Origin of the sequence: Halobacillus sp. Cin3 (assembly GCF_947311855.1) — a bacterium.
In the GTDB taxonomy this organism is placed as follows: domain Bacteria; phylum Bacillota; class Bacilli; order Bacillales; family Halobacillaceae; genus Halobacillus; species Halobacillus kuroshimensis.
In genome coordinates this window covers 661,135-680,572 of sequence record NZ_CAMZMV010000001.1, presented here as the reverse complement: position 1 = coordinate 680,572, position 19,438 = coordinate 661,135, and the positions used below count along the sequence as shown (strand labels likewise).

Annotated in this window: 19 protein-coding genes; all 19 read right to left on the bottom strand. The window is 47.5% G+C overall.

Annotated features, from left to right (window positions below; genetic code table 11):
* Positions 1 to 1,047: an ABC transporter permease gene (locus QMA39_RS03710; protein ID WP_027954265.1), complete on the bottom strand. Its 1,047-nt coding sequence runs from the start codon at positions 1,045 to 1,047 to the stop codon at positions 1 to 3.
* Positions 1,047 to 2,573, bottom strand: a complete 1,527-nt coding sequence (locus QMA39_RS03705) for an ABC transporter ATP-binding protein (RefSeq protein ID WP_281658014.1) — start codon at positions 2,571 to 2,573, stop codon at positions 1,047 to 1,049. Before QMA39_RS03705 ends, QMA39_RS03710 begins: the two co-directional genes overlap by 1 nt.
* 118 nt (positions 2,574 to 2,691) lie before the next feature.
* Entirely contained in the window at positions 2,692 to 3,813 is a 1,122-nt protein-coding gene (locus QMA39_RS03700; RefSeq protein ID WP_281658372.1) for a BMP family protein, read from the bottom strand.
* Positions 3,814 to 3,917: 104 nt separating this feature from the next.
* On the bottom strand, positions 3,918 to 4,643 hold the full coding sequence (locus QMA39_RS03695) for a GntR family transcriptional regulator (protein WP_027954262.1): 726 nt from the start codon (positions 4,641 to 4,643) through the stop codon (positions 3,918 to 3,920).
* A 250-nt stretch (positions 4,644 to 4,893) separates the two neighbouring features.
* Positions 4,894 to 7,203: a DNA translocase FtsK gene (locus QMA39_RS03690; protein ID WP_281658013.1), complete on the bottom strand. Its 2,310-nt coding sequence runs from the start codon at positions 7,201 to 7,203 to the stop codon at positions 4,894 to 4,896.
* A gap of 127 nt (positions 7,204 to 7,330) precedes the next feature.
* Positions 7,331 to 7,537 (bottom strand): YlzJ-like family protein, encoded by a 207-nt coding sequence (locus QMA39_RS03685; RefSeq protein ID WP_027954260.1) that lies wholly within the window; start codon positions 7,535 to 7,537, stop codon positions 7,331 to 7,333.
* Entirely contained in the window at positions 7,534 to 8,256 is a 723-nt protein-coding gene (locus QMA39_RS03680; protein WP_027954259.1) for an ATP-dependent Clp protease proteolytic subunit, read from the bottom strand. The genes QMA39_RS03685 and QMA39_RS03680 overlap by 4 nt, the downstream gene beginning before the upstream one ends.
* 125 nt (positions 8,257 to 8,381) lie before the next feature.
* Positions 8,382 to 9,263, bottom strand: a complete 882-nt coding sequence (dapA, locus tag QMA39_RS03675) for a 4-hydroxy-tetrahydrodipicolinate synthase (protein WP_027954258.1) — start codon at positions 9,261 to 9,263, stop codon at positions 8,382 to 8,384.
* Positions 9,260 to 10,501 carry an aspartate kinase gene (gene dapG, locus QMA39_RS03670; RefSeq protein ID WP_281658012.1) on the bottom strand — a complete coding sequence of 414 codons (1,242 nt, stop codon included), beginning with the start codon at positions 10,499 to 10,501 and terminating at the stop codon, positions 9,260 to 9,262. Before dapG ends, dapA begins: the two co-directional genes overlap by 4 nt.
* Positions 10,502 to 10,526: 25 nt before the next feature.
* Entirely contained in the window at positions 10,527 to 11,573 is a 1,047-nt protein-coding gene (locus QMA39_RS03665; RefSeq protein ID WP_027954256.1) for an aspartate-semialdehyde dehydrogenase, read from the bottom strand.
* A 104-nt stretch (positions 11,574 to 11,677) separates the two neighbouring features.
* Positions 11,678 to 12,271, bottom strand: a complete 594-nt coding sequence (locus QMA39_RS03660) for a dipicolinate synthase subunit B (protein WP_027954255.1) — start codon at positions 12,269 to 12,271, stop codon at positions 11,678 to 11,680.
* Positions 12,271 to 13,167, bottom strand: coding sequence for a dipicolinic acid synthetase subunit A (dpaA, locus tag QMA39_RS03655; RefSeq protein ID WP_206932635.1), 897 nt, complete (start codon positions 13,165 to 13,167; stop codon positions 12,271 to 12,273). Before dpaA ends, QMA39_RS03660 begins: the two co-directional genes overlap by 1 nt.
* A gap of 110 nt (positions 13,168 to 13,277) precedes the next feature.
* Positions 13,278 to 13,511 (bottom strand): YlmC/YmxH family sporulation protein, encoded by a 234-nt coding sequence (locus QMA39_RS03650; RefSeq protein ID WP_206932627.1) that lies wholly within the window; start codon positions 13,509 to 13,511, stop codon positions 13,278 to 13,280.
* 12 nt (positions 13,512 to 13,523) lie between these two features.
* Positions 13,524 to 14,444: a polysaccharide deacetylase family protein gene (locus tag QMA39_RS03645; protein WP_281658011.1), complete on the bottom strand. Its 921-nt coding sequence runs from the start codon at positions 14,442 to 14,444 to the stop codon at positions 13,524 to 13,526.
* A gap of 141 nt (positions 14,445 to 14,585) precedes the next feature.
* The gene (gene pnp, locus QMA39_RS03640) at positions 14,586 to 16,712 is read right to left on the bottom strand and encodes a polyribonucleotide nucleotidyltransferase (protein ID WP_027954251.1); all 2,127 of its coding nucleotides are present in this window, start codon (positions 16,710 to 16,712) and stop codon (positions 14,586 to 14,588) included.
* A gap of 116 nt (positions 16,713 to 16,828) precedes the next feature.
* Complete coding sequence (rpsO, locus tag QMA39_RS03635; RefSeq protein ID WP_027954250.1) at positions 16,829 to 17,098, bottom strand: 30S ribosomal protein S15; 270 nt, start codon at positions 17,096 to 17,098, stop codon at positions 16,829 to 16,831.
* A 128-nt stretch (positions 17,099 to 17,226) separates the two neighbouring features.
* Positions 17,227 to 18,087, bottom strand: coding sequence for an FAD synthetase family protein (locus QMA39_RS03630; protein WP_281658010.1), 861 nt, complete (start codon positions 18,085 to 18,087; stop codon positions 17,227 to 17,229).
* Between the two features lie 24 nt (positions 18,088 to 18,111).
* A complete protein-coding gene (gene truB / locus QMA39_RS03625; RefSeq protein ID WP_281658009.1) occupies positions 18,112 to 19,008 on the bottom strand; it encodes a tRNA pseudouridine(55) synthase TruB in 897 nt (298 codons plus the stop codon).
* A 65-nt stretch (positions 19,009 to 19,073) separates the two neighbouring features.
* Positions 19,074 to 19,424, bottom strand: coding sequence for a 30S ribosome-binding factor RbfA (rbfA, locus tag QMA39_RS03620; protein ID WP_027954248.1), 351 nt, complete (start codon positions 19,422 to 19,424; stop codon positions 19,074 to 19,076).
* Positions 19,425 to 19,438 lie beyond the last annotated feature (14 nt).

Below are 19,438 nucleotides of genomic sequence, written 5' to 3'. Positions count from 1 at the left end.
TTATTTCCCCTCCTTCTTGAACCGTAGAAGGACCCAGCGAATCATATAGCTGGATGCTACAAAGAAAATAATAAGAGCGATGATGATTTCTACGAGTTCGGTTGGCACACCGGCTTCTGTCGGCATATTGAGGGCACCTATCTTCAGGATACCGAATAAGAAGGCGGCAAGAACCACCCCTACAGCTGTATTTGCTCCCAGAAGGGCGACGGCGATGCCGTCAAAACCGATATTTGTGAAACCTGACTTAATCGACATGAATCCAAACGTACCGAGACCTTCCATGGCACCCGCAAGGCCGGCAAATGCTCCGGATATGACCATAGCGGTAATAATGTTCCGGCCCACATTCATCCCTGCATAGTTGGATGCATGCTGGTTAAACCCGACGGCCCGCAGTTCGAACCCTTTCGTTGTCCGGTTCAATATAAACCACATGACCACCGCCATAGCGATGGCGATAATAAATCCATAGTGGATCCGTGAATAAAACGTCATCTCAGCCAGCCATTCGGATTTCAATGACGCGGTAGCAGCGATATTTTCCGTCCGGTCAGCGCCATCGGTCAACAAACTTCGTATTACGGCATTAGAGACATAAAGAGCAATGTAGTTCATCATGATCGTGACGATCACTTCATGGACACCTAATTTCGCTTTCAGAAGTCCGGGTATGAAGCCCCACGCTGCTCCAGCAAAGGCCGCTGCAGTAATCGCCAGAGGGAGATGGACCACCATTGGAAGTTCAAAAGATATACCGATCCAGACAGACGCCAGCCAGCCTACAAACACCTGCCCCTCTACGCCGATATTAAGCAGGCCAGAACGGAGGGCAAAAGCAACGGCCAGCCCCGATAGGATGTAGGGAGTCACCTGCCGGATCGTCTCACCAAAGAAGTAGGAATCCCCAAAAGCCCCCTTCCATAGAGCGGCGAACCCATCTAACGGGTTGTATCCGAATACAAGCATAATCACAGCACCAGCAACAAGACCGAGGATAACAGAAAGCACAGGGATCAAGATATTAATCATCCGATTGGAGAACATTAGACGCCCCCCGCTTTCTGACCAGTATTTCCAGCCATAAGCAGACCGAGCTCCTGCTCATTCGTATCCTCCGGAGCAACTTCTCGAATAATGGAACCATCAAACATAACCGCAATCCGGTCACTGACATTCATAATTTCATCCAGTTCAAAGGAAAGAAGCAGAATGGCACGCCCTTTATCCCGTTCTTCGATCAGTTTTTTATGAATGAATTCAATCGCTCCTACGTCCAGACCTCTTGTAGGCTGCGCGGCTATAATCAAATCTGGTGATCTGTCCACTTCCCTGCCGATGATCGCTTTCTGCTGGTTCCCGCCTGATAGAGCTCTTGCTTTTGTATAGGCATCAGGGGTCCGGACGTCATACTCCTCGATCAAATCTGACGCTTTTTCATAGATGTTCTTAAAGTTCATCACACCTTTTTTAGAAAACGGCTCATCATAATAGGTCTGAAGAACCATATTTTCCCCAATCGGAAAATCAAGGACAAGACCAAACTTATGGCGGTCCTGCGGGATGTGGGAGACGCCGGACTGGGTTACTTTCCGCGGTGTAAGATTGGAGATGACTTTTTCGTGCAGGTGAATCGTCCCTGATTCACTTTTCCTCAAGCCTGTAACAGCTTCGATCAACTCCGACTGTCCATTACCGTCAACACCGGCAATACCGACGATTTCACCAGACCGGACGTCCAGATTCAGTCCTTTAACCATATCAACTCCACGCCCGTCCTTGACATGAAGATCCTTAATAGACAGATAGACTTCATTCGGTTGAGCGGCTGTTTTCTCCGTTGAAAAGCTGACATCACGGCCGACCATAAGCGCTGCCAGTTGATCAGGGGTCGTTTCGCTCACATCCACCGTTCCAATTCCACGACCTTTTCTTATAACTGTACACCTGTCACACACTTCCATAATTTCCTTCAGCTTATGAGTGATCAGGATAATGGATTTTCCTTCCTTCACCAGGTTGTTCATGATCTCTATCAGTTCTTTGATTTCCTGAGGAGTCAGAACGGCCGTGGGCTCGTCAAAAATTAAGATATCCGCCCCTCTATAAAGCGTTTTCAAAATTTCTACACGCTGCTGCATACCGACAGATATATCACGGATTTTTGCACTCGGGTCTACATTCAGCCCGTACTGTTCCGATAACTCTGCGACCTGCTTTTCCGCTTTTTTTATGTCGACCGTTCCGCCTTTTTTAGGCTCGCTGCCAAGAATGATATTTTCAGTGACCGTAAATGTATCGACAAGCATAAAGTGCTGGTGCACCATCCCTATACCATGGGCGTTGGCTGTGTTCGGATCCGTAATCTTCACTTGTTCACCACGGACTTTTATTTCGCCTTGTTCCGGCTGATAAAGGCCGAATAAAACATTCATCAAGGTGGATTTCCCCGCTCCATTCTCGCCTAGCAGCGCATGAATCTCCCCTTTTTGAACCCGGAGCGTAATATCGTCATTGGCGACAATGCCTGGAAATTCTTTTCTGATTTTCAGCATTTCAATAACATATTCCATCTCTCTTCCTCCCCCGTTTGACCTTTAAAAATCACCAAAGGAAAAGGGCCGGAACAGCTTTTCATTTGATGATTTTCATTGACATAAGAAAAGGCCGGCTTTCACCAGCCTTTTCTCCCTACAGTGCGTCTACAAAGGATTCCAGTTCTTCACGAGTGCTCGGAACTTCCACATCGCCGTTAATGATTTTTTCCTTCCATTCATTAACGGAAGAAGTGATTTCCTCCGTCATCGCTTCTTCATTTGTTTCAGCGATGCTGATAGCATCGTCCTCAAGACCATACTCAATGACTTCGCCACCCGGAAACTCCCCGTTCATCGCCTGCTCGGATACATCCTGAACAGCGATATCCACCCGCTTCACCATGGAAGTGAGTGTAACGTTGGCATCACCGATCTGACCTTCCTCATACTGGTCACGGTCAACACCGATCACCCATACGTCTTCATCAGGACTGGCATTTTTTAAATCCTTCGCTTCTGCGAAGACACCGTTCCCTGTCCCGCCGGAAGCATGATAAATCACGTCAACGCCTTTGGAATACATATTGGAGGCTAAAGCACGTCCTTTTTCCGGATCGTTGAAATTCTCAGCATATTCAATTTCCACATCAATATCCGCATTCACGGATTTTACGCCCGCCACAAAACCGGCTTCGAATTTGTTGATCAGGTTTCCGTCAACCCCGCCGATGAAGCCAATTTGGTTGGATTGTGTTTTCTTTGCAGCAGCAACTCCAGCAAGGAAGGAACCTTGATGTTCCTTAAATACGATACTTGCAATGTTGTCCCCTTCCTGAACGGAGTCAACAAGCGCAAAGCTTGTATCAGGGTACTGCCCGGCGACTTCTTTAATAGCCGGCTGCAGAAGGTAACCAATTCCGAAAATCAAGTTATAATCCTGACGAACAAGACGATTCAGGTTTGTCGCATAATCAGCATCACTTTCAGACTGAGCGTAATCAATCCCTTCCCCTTTGCTCAACCCATTCTCTTCACCGAACGACTGCAGACCTTCCCATGCTGACTGGTTGAAGGATTTATCATCAACGCCGCCGACGTCGGTAACCATTGCCACAGAGAAGTCTCCACTTCCGCCGTCCCCGCCTGACTCTTCATTGCCAGAGCTCTCACCGGAATCTCCTCCAGTACTTTCTTCACTATCTGATGAACCACAGGCAGCAAGGACCATTCCAAACGTTACAAACAAAACAAATACCATAAGAAAACGACTTTTCAACAAAACGTTTACCCCCCTATTGGTTTAAGTATAAGTTGAAGCAAGAGAAACTTACGGCAGTTTGTAGAGGCCTCACCTCCCTGAAGTTATCAAATTGTAAACGCTTACACTCTTTTTCTCAAAACGTGAAAGCTGAATTTATCAGCCCTGAAGTAGTTGGAGGACAAAAGCATCGGGATATCATCCTGGGAATAATGCATCTGTTTAAGCAGGAGCAGCGACTGATCCGGCTCACAGTTCAGAATCGGTGAAATCCGGTCATGGAAGCCGATCGGTTCAATGTGCGTGACGGCATAGCCGATCGTCTTTCCAGTGTATTTCTCCAGTACATTGAACAGAGAGTCCGCTTCTCGGATCTGATCAATGGGAAGCAGCCCTTCCGGAATCTTGTCTGTGCAGTATACGACAGGATGCTCGTCCGCTGTCCGCACACGCTCCACTTTGGCCAGGTGCTGGACATCCAAAGGTGAAAACCGTTTTTTATCCTCTTCGGTCGCTTCTACTAAATCAGCAGATAGATACTGGGTCCCTGGAGTCATCCCCGACTTCGTTATCATCCCTGTCACACTGTCGAGTTCTTCAATGCCTGATGTAAACAATGGTTTTGGGTTCACAAACGTCCCCACCCCGTGACGTCTTGTGACTACTCCCTCTTCTTCCAGAATCCGCAGCGCCTCCCTTAAAGTAGCTCGGGAAACACCGAGAGATTTGGAAAGCTGGAACTCGGAAGGCAGTTTCTGCTTTTCTTTAAAGATACCGTTTTCAATATCTCTTTTCACTTGTTCAATCACCTGTAAATAAAGGTGACGTGTATCCTGTTTGATTGACATATGTTTCACCCCGGAATCTATGGATCAGCCAGTGTCACAGCAGTGATCTGACCTCTGACGTTCGACACATCATATTTTGACAATAATATAACACTATTCAACAGATAAATAAATAGAATTAGGTCATTTTTATGAATTTTGCTTCATTTTTGACAGAATGTGAAACTTTAAGAATGATCATATTTTTGAACATATCCCCGAGTTTTTTCTCTATAGAAAAAGACAGCCTGGTTATCCAGGCTGTCTTTACTCAAGATGTATGCTGTTCCTCACTCTGCTGAGATACCAGGACAGAACGCGGCTTGCTTCCTTCATAAGGACCGACGATTCCGTTATCCTCCATAGCATCGATCAGGCGCGCAGCCCGTGTATATCCGACACGGAAACGGCGCTGGAGCATGGAAACACTCGCACTCTGCATTTCTATGACCATCTGTACTGCTTCAGGATAGAGATCATCATCGACTTCCTGTTTTACTTCACTTTCCTCTTCAGGAATCATTTCCTCCTGGTACTGGGCTTTCTGCTGGTCGACACAGAACTGGACGACGCGTTCGACCTCCTCATCAGACAAGAAGGCCCCCTGTACCCGTGTCGGCTTGTTGGAACCGACCGGCGTGAACAGCATGTCCCCCCTGCCGAGCAGTTTTTCGGCTCCTCCGGAATCGAGGATGGTCCTTGAATCGGTCTGCGAGGAAACGCTGAACGCAATACGGGATGGAATATTGGCTTTAATGACACCGGTAATGACATCCACGGAAGGACGCTGGGTGGCAATAATCAAATGGATCCCGGCGGCACGGGCCATCTGGGCCAGACGTGTAATGGCATCTTCTACTTCGTTGGAAGCTACCATCATTAAGTCGGCAAGCTCATCCACCAGGACAACGATGTAAGGCAGCTGCGGCTGCTCATCTTCCTGTTCCTGGTTGTGTTTTTTAATGTACTCATTATAGCTCTCGATGTTCCTCGTTCCTGTATCAGAAAACAGGTCGTACCTCCGCTCCATTTCCGATACCACTTTTTTCAAGGCACGGGAGGCTTTTTTAGGATCCGTCACAACGGGCGCAAGGAGGTGAGGAATACCATTATACACATTCAGTTCCACTTTTTTCGGGTCTATCATCATCATTTTCACTTCGTGGGGCTTTGCTCTCATAAGAATACTCGTAATAATGCCATTGATGCAGACACTCTTACCACTTCCTGTTGCACCGGCGACAAGCATGTGCGGCATTTTATTCAATTCGGACATCACGGCTTCACCGGATATGTCCCGCCCAAGAGCAAAGCTGAGCTTGGAATCAGGATTTGACCTGCCTGTTTCCAGTACTTCCCTTAGAGAAACCATCGACACTTCCTGATTGGGCACTTCAATTCCGACGGCAGACTTCCCCGGGATTGGTGCTTCAATTCGGATATCCTTCGCCGCAAGAGCAAGAGCAAGGTCATCGTTAAGGTTTACGATTTTACTAACCTTAACCCCTACATCCGGATAAACCTCATATTTTGTGACCGAAGGCCCGACGTGAACTTTGGTTACCTTTGCTTTCACGCCGAAGCTCTGGAACGTTTTCTCCAGTTTTCTTACCGTAGCCTGGATATGGGAACGACCCTGACTCTGTGGGGATGACGTGGGTTCATCCAGCAGTTCGATTCCAGGCAGATGATAATCATGGTTTTCCAGCTCAGCTGTCGGCATGGATTTTTCCAGCGCCGTATCCTCCCCCTCAGGGTCCGGTTTACCGGCTGAAGCCTTGGCAGGAGAAGGCTGTTCTTTTTCCTGAGCCGCATAGGCGGTTTCTGTGAAATCCTGAATGATCGGTTCATTCTTCGATTCTTCTTCCACAACGGATGGCGAATCACTGATGTCATAGACCACAGCTTCCTCTTCCTGTTCCTTTGTTTTTTCTTCTTTCTTCACTTTCCGGTCTTGTTTTTGATTTTTCATTCTGGCCACCTGCTCACGGCCCAGTTTTTTCATATTCTTTCCAAGAATCGCAAACAACTCTCCCAGCGACCATTCACTCACAAACAATATTCCTGTGATAAACAGGAAAAAGGCGACGATGGCCGCCCCGGCCTGGGCGAACAAATAATAGGTGATGGACAATAGAACAGCTCCTGTCAACCCACCTCCAGCACTGTAGAAGGAGCGCTCTCCGCGCATCATTTCTGTAATCCGTTCCCATGTCATCGTTAATATGGAGCCATTCCCTGTTCCTAAATCAGCAGATAGCGTCTCCAGATGCGTAAACAAAATGAGGGATATAAGAATCAGATAAATACCAAATAAGCGTTTATGTAAAAACGAAGGCCACCTTCTCTTCACCATTAAGAAGATCCCTACAATGAGAAAGAACAGCGAAGCGATAAAATACCAGACACCGAAAAGGAACTGCCAGAACCTTTCCAATCCACCCGGTATGGCTCCATCGCTGATCGCAGATGCCCCGCTTCCAATCACAGCAAGAAAAAGAAACAAAAGCCCCACGAGCTCAAACTTTACATGGTTCTTCAGATTGGATTGCTTTTTCTTTTTTTTGCGTTTTCCAGCCATAATAATTCCACCTCCTGACTAAAACTGAAAAGAGAAGGATGCCGGTGCTTCCTTCATCCACTGCTGAAGAAAAACGACCGACATCCCGCCATTCAGTTCTTATATTATACCACAGCTTGTCCTCTTGTTACGAGTCCAACCATTGACCCGGCTGTAAAGACGGATCCAGAAAATGAGAAGGGTCCGTAGAGAGAATCTGGACTATCTGCTTTTTACCGTCCTGTCCCTTTCTGCACATCATGGGACAGTCTCCGTGTTCATGATACACCATCTCCATGGTGGATTCGTCAGGAAACACATCATACTCACTTAGAGGTGTATAGATAATCGTCATTGGACCACCTGACTGTCCGCATCTTTATTGCTCTCAATCAATTCGTTCAATTTAGCCATCGCTTCCTTCACACCGCCCACCGCATCAATGAGGCCGTGATCCACCGCCTGCTGGCCGACAACATTTGTTCCGATATCCCTTGTAAGGTTCCCTTTATCAAACATAAGTTCCTTGAATTTTTCTTCAGGAATATTGGAATGCTTGGTGACGAAACTGATGACACGCTCCTGCATCTTATCCATGTATTCAAATGTCTGCGGTACTCCGATAACAAGACCTGTCATCCGAATCGGGTGAATGGTCATCGTGGCTGTTTCCACAATAAATGAATAGTCGGCTGATACAGATATCGGGACGCCGATGGAGTGTCCTCCTCCCAGTACGATCGATACGGTTGGCTTGGAAAGCGAAGAAATCATTTCTGATATAGCCAGCCCGGCTTCTACATCGCCGCCCACTGTATTCAAAAGGACGACAAGGCCCTCGATTTTCGGGTTCTGCTCAATAGCGATCAGCTGTGGGATGAGGTGCTCATATTTAGTCGTTTTGTTTTGTGAAGGCAGCTGGACATGGCCCTCCACCTGGCCGATGATCGGCAGGACATGGATATTTGAATCTGCCGGCTGAGGGACATTGCTCTGCCCAAGCTGCTGGATTTTGTCAACAAGGGATGACTGGGATTTGGATGGATCTTTTTCTTTGGAAGGTTCGTCTTTCATCTGTTCCGCTCCTTTCACATGCTTTTCCCGTAGTATGACTGAAAACGGAAAGAAACATACAGAGATTCCAATGCTGCGTTAGCGGAATCCGAATAGGAAACGAAAAAGACCGGCATGTCAGCCGGTCAGCTCTGCAAAGAAGAATGATCCAGCAGTGTTTGGATACCTTTCTCTTCCTCATCCGTCAACGCACGGAGCGGAAGCCTCACACCGCCGGTTTCAATACCTATACAGCGCAGGGCTGCTTTCACGGGTGCAGGGGAAGGCGCTGAGAACATGCCTTCAAAAATAGGAAGCAATTCCCGATGGAGGGCTCCTGCTTTCCGACCTCTTCCAAGGTCGAACAAACGAAGCATCCGCTGCATTTCATCTCCAATGACGTGTGATGCTACTGAAATGATGCCTGCAGCACCAATCACATAGGCCGGCAGTGTCAAATGATCATCACCACTGTACACATCAAATCCGGGGGCTGTGCGGGATACGATGGAGGCAATGGCATTGAGGTCACCGGATGCCTCCTTCACCGACGTTATGTTGCTGATTTTCGAAAGCCTGACGACCGTATCCGGATCTATTTTTGTTACAGACCGCCCGGGTACATTGTAAACCATAACCGGGAGGGAGACGGATTCGGCTGCAGCTTTGAAGTGACGATACAGCCCTTCCTGATCCGGTTTGTTATAATACGGAGCTACGAGCATAACTGCATCAACGCCTGCCGCCTCTGCCTGACGGGACATTTCAATCGTATCCATCGTGTTGTTGCTGCCTGTGCCTGCGATGACTGGAATTCGCTTATGAACGACCTGGACGACATGCTTCCATAAGGAAATCTTTTCACTTCGGGTCAGCGTCGGAGATTCTCCTGTGGTCCCCGTTACGACAAGGCCATCGGAGCCGCTGCTTATGAGGTGTTCAATAAGGATGGAGGTTTGATGAAAATCCACCCGGTTTTGTTCATCAAAAGGAGTGACCATAGCCGTTAAAACTTTCCCAAAACTCATGGCTGCATTTCTCCCTTTCTTGTTGTATGACTCAGCTGAAAGACGTCATGAAGGGCATTGACAGCCTGGATCAGATGTTCTTCTTTTATCAGAACCCAGATGGTGGTATGGGAATCTGCGGACTGAAGAATTTGAATTCCCTTGTCTGTCAGTGCTTGAACGATGTCAGCTGTGACGCCGGGAATTCCGGTAATGCCGGCCCCGACTGTGGATACTTTCGCACACCCTTCCCGAATTTCCGGTTCGTAACCGATTTCCTGCAGAATCCGGCGGGCTTTGTTCGTGTAGAGGTCGCTGATGGTGTAGAGAACGCCGCTTGGAGAGATATTAATGAAGTCAACAGAAATGTTGGCGGATGCCATCGATTTGAAGACATCGGATTGAAGTTTGGAAGGGTCTTCCTTGGACTGAACTTTGATTTGAGTGAGCCCGTTGATATGGGCGATCCCGGTCACCGTTCTTTCTATTAGATCACGGCCGGATGCATGGTCTTTCAAACCCGTCACCAATGTACCAGGGGAATCGGAATAGGTCGATCTCACCCGGATGGGGACTTTCGCATGCATGGCAATTTCAACTGCACGGGGATGGATGACTTTAGCTCCTTGATAAGCCAGGTTGCAGATTTCATTGTACGTAATACTCGGGAGGGGCCGGGCACCTTCGACAAGCCTCGGATCTGCGGTCATAATCCCTTCCACGTCGGTGAATATATCGATGTACTCCGCCTGAAGTGAGGCTCCCAGTGCAGCAGCTGTTGTATCACTGCCTCCTCGGCCGATCGTCGTTGTCTCTCCCTGAAGCGTCTGCCCTTGGAATCCTGCGACGACAACGACATCCACCTGTTTCAATTCTCTGTAAATGCGCCCGGGGTTCATTTGAGTGATTTTTGCTTTTGTAAAATCATCATTGGTAACGATTCCAGCCTGAGCTCCAGTCAAGGATACCGCTTTGATCCCTTCTTTGCACAATTCATGACAAAACACAATCGAGGAGATAATCTCCCCACAGGACATCAACAAATCCTGTTCCCTTGGTGAGACATCAATATCTGGAAAATGAATCAGGCTTAACAGCGTATCCGTGGCATAAGGACTCCCCTTGCGCCCCATAGCAGACACGGTCACAACTACTTTACTTCCCTCATTCAACGCTTTTTTCACATGATGGACAGCCCGGGATCTGCTTTCCAGATCCCGGACTGATGTTCCTCCGAACTTTTGTACAATCAATTTCATTCGGCCACCTCAACTCATAAGAAGTTTACAGCCATTGATTAGCAACGAGACGCTCTGCAATCTGAACGGAATTCCATGCAGCACCTTTCAGGAGATTGTCAGAAACAACCCACATATGGAACCCTTTCTCGTGGTCAAGATCTTTCCGGACTCTTCCTACAAATACATCTCTTTTCCCGGCAGCTGTCAGCGGTGTCGGATATGTCTGGGTGGAAGGGTCATCCTCAAGTGTGATACCGGGTGCCTGTTTCAGCAGGTTCTGAATATCCTGAACGCTCACTCCAGACTGTTCCACCTCAACATAGACACTTTCTGCATGGGAAGTAAAGAACGGAAGACGCACACACGTTGCCGCGACGGATAAATCCGGGGCATGCATGATTTTCTTCGTTTCATTGATCATTTTCATTTCTTCAAAGGTATACCCGTTTTCCTGAAAAACGTCAATTTGCGGCAGCGCATTGAAGGCGATTGGAAAATGCTTTTCGTCTCCTTTTACTGGAAGGATTTCTGCTTTTAAATCCTCGCCATTCAAAAAGTCCATCGACTGTTCCCTCAGCTCATCAGCAGCTTCATTCCCCGCACCGGATACTGCCTGGTAGGTGGAAACAATCACCCGGCTGAGGCCGAGCTGCTTTCTTACCGGCTCGAGTGCAGCAACCATTTGGATCGTTGAACAGTTGGGATTGGCAATGATGCCTTTATGTTTTTGAATATCCGCTTCATTCACTTCCGGCACGACCAACGGTACACCTTCCGCCATCCGGTATGCACTCGTATTATCAATGACGACTGCGCCTCTGTCTACAGCTTCAGGGGCGAACTTTTTAGAAACCGATCCCCCCGCAGAGAACAATGCGATATCCACATCATCAAAACTCTCAGGTACAGCTTCCTCCACGACATATTCTCTGCCTTTGAACGTTAATTTCTGTCCGGCAGATCGGCTGGAAGAAAGGAGTTTAAGTTCTCCAATAGGAAAATCCCTGTCTTCCAGAGTTTCGAGCATTTTCAAGCCTACCGCTCCGGTTGCTCCTACGACGGCTACATTGTATTGGTTTGTATCATTCATCTTCGGCACCCTTTCTTCGCTGATTTATTGTAAGAATAGTAAAACATGTCACTATTTTTGTTATTTTATCATAAATGGAAGAATCACTGAAAAGAAACTTTTAATTAATTTGGATATCTTTCTATCAGGACAGGCTGCCGTTGCTTCCCTTCCAGAGCTGCTTCAATGGTTTCCGGAATCAAAGTCATATCCGCTACAAGGGAATTCGGCTTTTTATATGGATGATCCTGACCGAGCGGAACGAAATAAATATTCTTCGTAGCCATCAGGCGCATCACGTTGATGCCGTTCAGTCCGAGCGCATCATTTGTCGACACGGCCAGCACGACGGGGCTTTCATTACGGAGGGTAGCTTTAGCTGCCATCAGCACAGGAGAATCCGTTAAAGCATTGGCTAGTTTACTTGTGGAATTCCCGGTTAATGGGGCAATGACCATACAGTCAAGCGGCCGCTTAGGCCCGAGTGGCTCCGCATCCGGAATGGTCATGATCGGTTTTTCCCCTGTAATTTCTTCAATCTTCTTCAGATGATCCGCGGCTTCCCCGAAACGCGTATCTGTTTTTTGAACCGTATAGGATAACACCGGAACAACGGTGGCCCCCATATCGACCAGTTCCTGCATTACTGGGAAAACTTCATGGTACGTACAATGGGAACCGGTTAATCCAAATCCAATGACTCTGCCTTTTAAGTTTATCATGCTTCATTTTCCTTTCTGGAATGATCCTGGATCAGCCTGGAAACGACATCAGCAATGATCCGGCCTGCTGTTTTCGGTGCCACAATACCAGGGAGGCCCGGAGCCAGCAGTGCTCTAATCCCGCGCTTATCGGCGTATCGGAAATCCGTTCCTCCGGGCTTGGAAGCGAGATCCAGAATCAGCGCATGCGAAGGAAGCTGTTTAATGATCCCCGGTGTAACGACTTGTGACGGAATTGTATTGATCAGGATGTCACAAGACATGTCTCTGCCTTCCAGCCGTTTCATATCAATCGGTGTCAGCCCCATTTCATGCACCCGCGCTGCGCTGCTCGTTGTTCTTACACCGACGCTGACGTCGGCGCCTAAGTGATGAAAAGTGCGGGCCAGACTCATCCCGACACGCCCGAGTCCAAGCACCATTACTTTCGATCCGTGAATAGTGAAGTCTGTATGCTGGATAACAAGCATCAATGTCCCCTCTACAGTAGGGATGGAGTTGTAGATCGCTACATCGTCCCGGTCCATAAGAGGGATTAATTTCCTGTCCGCACGTTCTGCCAGTGTGTATAAGTGTTCGTTGGCGATTCCGGTATAAATCTGACAGTGAGGAGGTGTTTTCTTTAACCACTCTTCCTTTAATTGAATCAACTGATTGGAGAAAATCCCCTCTATATTTCCATTCCCATCCGTTCCAGGTACGGGAAGAATGATGGCATCGAGCTGTTCTACCTGCTTACTATCAAGATCAAGATCGACAGCTTCCCTGAAGCTTTCATTCAGTTGGTCGAATCCTGCAAGATAAACGGCAGCACCCCATTCATTAAGCTTCCTTATCAGCTCAATCTGCCGGGCATCGCCACCAATAACTGCAATATGGTATCCTGTTAGCATCCCGGATGTCTCCTTTTTCTAATGTCTTATCTCCTTGTATCCTATGCCGGAATGCGGAGTTAGTGATTTCAACCACCAACAAAAAAAGCCGCAGCACACGCTGCGGCCCATCACTTTCTTTTCAATAGAATCGTATGCTCTCCGATTGTTTGTATCTGTTCCCAATCAATCGTCATTTCCCGCTTGGAAGACCCAATTCCAATTACCCCATGATTTAAAATGACAAGCGAAATGATCCGACCGGTATCCGGATCAATAATCAAATCTGCACGTCCCAAAATCCCGAGTTTCTCCCCGTTATCCACATCAATGACTTCTTTCTTTGCCATAGCCTTCATTCTCATCCCTACGCCCTCCTATCTTTCTTCACTTAACATTTTCGGAAGGTCCGAGATCTGCAGCCCTTTTTTGCGGATGCCTTCCATAAGCTGAGGCAGACTGTCAACCGTCACCTGTGTCGGATGCATCAGAATCGTTGCTCCGTTATGTACTTTATTGAGCACCCGGGTGACAAGAACGTCTTTGCTTGGTTTCTGCCAGTCGATCGTATCCACGGTCCATAACATCGTCTCCATCCCGAGTTCATCTGCCGCCTCCACGGTTTCCATATGAAAACTGCCGGATGGAGGAGCAAAATATTCTATTTTCTGCTTTGTTAAAGCAAAGAGAATATCATCCGCCTGCTTCAAATTATCTGCAGCCTCGGCTCTTGACATCCGCCCCATATCCTTATGTCCGTATCCATGACTTCCAATGGTATGCCCCTCTTCCTCAATCATCTGTATTAAATGAGGAAACTCATTGGCAAATGCCCCGTCAATAAAAAAGGCGGCTTTAGCCTGGTGTTTATTCAACACGTCAATCATTTCCGGAATGTACTCCTCTCCCCATGATACGTTGATGAGAAGCGAGACCGCTTGTTTATCAGGATGTCCTCTGTATATCGGTGCAGGAGGGAGATCATCAAGGGACACATCCGGACGGGTCATCTTATATACCAAGTGATCCTCGTTATAGGATCCTTCTTTTTTCATTTTCCGATAAGAAGCTTCAACATCCACCTCACGCCCGGAGATCCCCGGTGTTTTTTTCCATACCGAATCGATCACAGCATCCTCCGCCTTTAGTTCATAGCGGTCTTTTTCATTCAGGATCTTTTGGTACAGGGAGCTTTCTTTATAGACAGGGACGTTTTTATCTGTTGTAAGAACAGCCAGTCCCACACCTGTTAAAAAAGAAAGAATGATAATACCTGCCGCAGCGGTTCGGAACTTCATGGACAATCCCCCCTGCTATCATCGTATGGAAGAAGGATGGATGTTAGACCTTAGAAAATACAGAAACGGTCCTCTGACTCGGTTTTAAAGGAAAAAAGACAAAAAAAAGAGACTGGCAAGCCAGTTTCTTTTCTTTAATGTTTAGGATTGTTCGACGTTGGATTCCTGTTCTTTTTTCTCATCGATCAGAACAGCTTTACGGGACAGATTGATACGTCCTTGATTGTCGATTTCTTTTACTTTCACTTTGATAAAGTCTCCGATGGATACGATATCCTCCACTTTACCGATGCGTTCTTCAGCCATTTCAGAAATGTGAACGAGTCCTTCTTTGCCTTTGAAGAGTTCAACGAAAGCTCCGAATTTTTCGATACGCTTCACTTTACCATTGTAAACTTCACCGACTTCAACTTCGCGGACGATGTCTTCAATGATTTTTTGAGCGGCTGCGTTCATGCCGGCATCCGTGGATGAAATAAAGACCGTCCCATCCTGTTCAATATCGATTTTAACGCCAGTATCATCGATGATCTGGTTAATCTGCTTTCCGCTTGGTCCAATAACGTCACGGATTTTGTCAGGGTTAATTTTCATCGTCATGATCTTCGGTGCATGCTCAGAAAGCTCGGAACGAGTTTCCGGAAGCGTAGCCAGCATAGACTCAAGAATCTCCATACGACCTTTTTTCGCCTGCGCGAGAGCTTCTTCGAGGATTTCTCTTGAAAGACCATCGATCTTAATGTCCATTTGAAGAGCTGTGACACCTTTAGCTGTTCCAGCTACTTTAAAGTCCATATCACCAAGAGCATCTTCCATACCCTGAATGTCTGTAAGAATCGTGTAATCCTCGCCGGATTTCACAAGTCCCATAGCAATACCGGCTACTGGTGCTTTAATCGGCACACCCGCATCCATCATCGCAAGCGTACTTGCACAGATACTTGCCTGAGAAGTCGAGCCGTTGGATTCGAGCACTTCAGACACAAGACGGATCGTATAAGGGAAATCATTTTCTGATGGAATAACAACCTCAAGGGCACGCTCACCTAAAGCTCCATGTCCAATTTCACGACGGCCCGGTCCGCGGATGGGTCCTGTTTCACCAACAGAGAATTTAGGAAAGTTGTAATGGTGCATAAAGCGCTTGGACTCTTCAAGGTCAAGACCATCAAGGATTTGAACATCCCCCAGAGCTCCAAGTGTACATACGCTTAATGCCTGAGTCTGTCCACGTGTGAACAATCCAGATCCATGTGTACGTGGCAGCAGCCCGACACGGGAGGACAATGAACGAATTTCATCGACACCACGGCCATCCGGACGGATTTTATCTTTTGTGATCAGGCGGCGTACTTCGGTCTTCACCATGTCGTCAAGAATGGAGCCGACCTGCTTCAATGTTTCCTCATCAGCTTCCTGCTCTTCATAAAGCGCAGTGATATCCGCTTTCACCTGATCGATTGCAGTTTCACGGGCTTTTTTCTCTTCTGTCTTAATAGCATCTACAAGAGAAGCCTTCGCCTGTTCTTCTACTTTCGCTTTCAATTCTGCATCAAGATCGAACAGCTTGACCTCCATCTTTTCACGGCCGGCCGCTGCAACAATCTCTTCCTGGAAAGCTACAAGACGCTTGATTTCCTCATGTCCGAACATGATCGCTTCGAGCATGTCCTCCTCGGAAACTTCCTGTGCTCCCGCTTCCACCATGTTGATGGCATCCTTCGTACCGGCAACAGTCAAGTCGATATCACTCTTCTCCTGCTGCTCCACCGTCGGGTTGATTACATATTCTCCATCAACACGGCCGACGATGACACCGGCAATTGGTCCTTCAAATGGAATATCTGAAATCCCAAGGGAAATAGATGATCCAAGCATTGCGGCCATTTCAGATGAACAGTCCTGATCCACACTCATCACGGAGCTGATCACCTGTACATCATTCCGGTATCCGTCAGGGAAAAGAGGACGGATCGGACGGTCAATCAAACGGGAGGCAAGAACTGCCTTGTCACTTGGACGCCCTTCTCTTTTAATAAAGCCGCCTGGAATTTTACCAACGGCATACAAACGCTCTTCATAATTTACGGTTAAAGGGAAAAACGGCAGGTCCTTCGGTTCTTTTGAACCAGTTGCCGTGGAAAGCACCGTTGTATCACCATAATGGATGAGTGCTGCGCCATTCGCTTGTTTCGCCAGTTCACCAATTTCCACTGAAAAAGTACGTCCGGCGACATCAATCGAAAACACTTGTTTTTCTTCTGCCATAAAGAACTAAACTCCTCTCAATAACTCTAATTCAACTGAAGGGACTATTGTAAGTTTACACCCTTCTGTATGTAAACATACAGAAAAAGCGGGAATACTCCCGCTTTTTCCATTCATTAACGGCGCAAGCCAAGGCTCTTGATTAACTCGCGGTAACGTGTAATGTCCTTATTACGAAGGTAGTTCAATAGGTTACGACGCTTACCTACCATTTTAAGCAGTCCGCGACGGGAGTGGTGGTCCTGCTTGTGAGCGCGCAGGTGCTCGTTCAATGTCGTGATCTGCTCAGTAAGTACAGCAATCTGTACCTCTGGAGAACCTGTGTCGTTTTCGTGAGTTTTGTACTCGTTGATTAGTTCCTGTTTACGTTCCTGTGTGATAGCCATGTTGACTACACCTCCTGTAAATATTTAAGAATTCCCATTCCCCGAGCGGTCGTCGGAGTTACGAACCGCCAAGCGAAGGTTCCATATTAAAGAGTACAATTTTTTGTCGCGAAATGCAAGAGAAACCCTTATTCTATGCCGAAAAATCTTTCAACATCCTCATTTCCCGGCTCTTCCACGCTTTCGGTCGGTGCAAAAAACTGCACGCGCGCCGCTGTATTTCGTTCCAATGGACGTTCATCAAGCAAAGCTGCTGTCCAGCCGGCATCCGCCTGTTCCGGAACGGTAACAAGGCAGGGGCTGGATTTCCTATGAATATGCATTTTACAGTAATACTCCCCTGCCGCCGGAAACAAATACTGGTTGGAAGGGGTAAAGCGGACTTTCCGGCTTCCGGAACTCCACACTTCCCCTTCCACAGAATAAGGTCTCCCTAAAAGGTGGTTGATCTCCTGGATATGTCCCGTTTGCAACAGGCCGCGTATCCTCGTCGAGCTGACCTTTTCTTTATCCTCCTCCACTTTGGCTACAGTCGTTTGTGTAAAACGTCCGTCTGCGTAATGTGGAAGATCGTCCATCGTGCCCTTCCCCTTGTGGCCGTAAGTGAAATCAAAACCTGCAGCAATATGCGTCACCTGTAATGATCCGAAAAAATGGTCCACAAAATCTTGTGGGGAAAGGGCTGCGAGCTCCCTGTCAAAAGTTACGATGAATAAATAGTCTACGCCCATAGCGCTCAGGATACGTTCTTTTTCCTGAACAGGTGTAATGTACGATACGTGCGGACGCCCCTTCCCAAGTACAACAGAGGGGTGGGGATCAAACGTCATCACCGAACTGCGGACCCCTGTATGTCCAGCTTCGTTCACTGCTGCTTCAATAACCTTCTGATGGCCTTTATGAATACCGTCAAAGAAGCCCACGGCCATAACATTGGGATCGGGAACCGGAAAATCAGCAGATTTATAAGTTAAGTAAAAGGTCTCCACTGCAGTCACCCGCTTTACAAAATTTTAAAATACTCTCACCGGCTTGATGTACCCCGGTTTCGTAGGATGCTTTTGATAAACTGCTGCAACTTCCTGTCCATGCTGAATCGTAAACGTATCAGCTTCCAAATCATCAGGTTCGTCAAGGACACGTCCGTGCTTAATCATATCTCTCGTTTCTTCGTCAACATCAATCGACGGGAGATGTGAGAGCCCTTTGGAAAGCGGCAGCAGCAGCTCGGCAGCGCGGTTTTGATCCACTGCTTCCTGCACGGCATCGAAAGTGAAGCAGTCCTCCTTATGAATGTCCCCCGTTTCAGTGCGTATGAGACTCTTCATATGAGCCGGAAAGCCGAGCGCTTTTCCGATATCCACACAAAGCGTCCGGATGTACGTCCCCTTTGAGCAGACGGCACGAATGCCGAATGAATACGTACCATCCTTAAGAGACGCGTCATAAGAAGTTACATGCAGTTCACTTATGTATACCTTTCTGGAAGGACGTTCAACCGTCTTTCCTTCACGGGCATATTCATATAGTTTTTTCCCATTCACCTTGACGGCCGAGTACATTGGAGGCGTCTGAGTGATCTCTCCTGTAAAAGCGGCGAGAACCTCATTTATATCCTGCATTCCCGGCTGCTGGTCCAGCCTGCTTGTTTCTACAGTCGTTCCAGAGGCATCTTCCGTGTCCATTGCATACCCAAGGGTAACGACAGCCTCATATACTTTGGTTGTATCCATAAGAAAAGGAACGATTTTCGTCGCTTTTCCGACGCAGAGCGGAAGCACTCCTTCCACATCCGGGTCCAGCGTTCCGGTATGTCCAATTTTCTTAGTTTTCAGCATCCCGCGGGCCTTACTTACACAGTCATGGGAAGTAAAGCCCTTCGGCTTCCAAAGCGGCAGAATTCCATCCATACCCTCACCTCCAGCATCCTTATTTTTTCAAAGATAAATCCGTGCTGTAGCAGCACGGATTCCTATCAGCTTTCTGTATCGTTAAGATCGCGGAGAATCGTTTCAATACGATTTCCTCGTTCGATGGCTTCGTCAAACTCAAACATAATCTCCGGGGTCTTCCGAAGTCGGATCCGCTGCCCGATTTCAGAGCGGATAAACCCTTTTGCTTTGGCAAGACCTACAAGCGTATCATGCTTTTGTTTGTCGTCCCCTAATACGGAAATATATACTTTTGCCTGCTGCAGATCACCGGTTACTTTCACTTCTGTAACCGTGACAAAACCTACGCGGGGATCTTTGATTTTCTTGCTGATGATGTCAGTCATCTCTTTTTTCATCTGCTCCCCTACGCGGCTGGCACGTAAATCGTTCATGTTCATTCACCTCT

Bases quoted from the DNA above. Each gene is read 5' to 3' on its own strand.
- dapG (WP_281658012.1), bottom strand. From the start codon at position 10,501: ATGAAATTGATTGTACAAAAGTTCGGAGGAACATCAGTCCGGGATCTG.
- dpaA (WP_206932635.1), bottom strand. From the start codon at position 13,167: ATGCTAACAGGATACCATATTGCAGTTATTGGTGGCGATGCCCGGCAG.
- truB (WP_281658009.1), bottom strand. From the start codon at position 19,008: ATGGATGGAATTCTGCCGCTTTGGAAGCCGAAGGGCTTTACTTCCCAT.
- QMA39_RS03650 (WP_206932627.1), bottom strand. From the start codon at position 13,511: ATGAGAATGAAGGCTATGGCAAAGAAAGAAGTCATTGATGTGGATAAC.
- QMA39_RS03680 (WP_027954259.1), bottom strand. From the start codon at position 8,256: ATGAAAGACGAACCTTCCAAAGAAAAAGATCCATCCAAATCCCAGTCA.
- QMA39_RS03690 (WP_281658013.1), bottom strand. From the start codon at position 7,203: ATGGCTGGAAAACGCAAAAAAAAGAAAAAGCAATCCAATCTGAAGAAC.
- QMA39_RS03685 (WP_027954260.1), bottom strand. From the start codon at position 7,537: ATGACGATTATCTATACACCTCTAAGTGAGTATGATGTGTTTCCTGAC.
- QMA39_RS03695 (WP_027954262.1), bottom strand. From the start codon at position 4,643: ATGTCAATCAAACAGGATACACGTCACCTTTATTTACAGGTGATTGAA.
- rpsO (WP_027954250.1), bottom strand. From the start codon at position 17,098: ATGGCTATCACACAGGAACGTAAACAGGAACTAATCAACGAGTACAAA.
- QMA39_RS03665 (WP_027954256.1), bottom strand. From the start codon at position 11,573: ATGAATGATACAAACCAATACAATGTAGCCGTCGTAGGAGCAACCGGA.
- QMA39_RS03645 (WP_281658011.1), bottom strand. From the start codon at position 14,444: ATGAAGTTCCGAACCGCTGCGGCAGGTATTATCATTCTTTCTTTTTTA.
- QMA39_RS03705 (WP_281658014.1), bottom strand. From the start codon at position 2,573: ATGGAATATGTTATTGAAATGCTGAAAATCAGAAAAGAATTTCCAGGC.
- rbfA (WP_027954248.1), bottom strand. From the start codon at position 19,424: ATGAACGATTTACGTGCCAGCCGCGTAGGGGAGCAGATGAAAAAAGAG.
- QMA39_RS03710 (WP_027954265.1), bottom strand. From the start codon at position 1,047: ATGTTCTCCAATCGGATGATTAATATCTTGATCCCTGTGCTTTCTGTT.
- pnp (WP_027954251.1), bottom strand. From the start codon at position 16,712: ATGGCAGAAGAAAAACAAGTGTTTTCGATTGATGTCGCCGGACGTACT.
- dapA (WP_027954258.1), bottom strand. From the start codon at position 9,263: ATGAGTTTTGGGAAAGTTTTAACGGCTATGGTCACTCCTTTTGATGAA.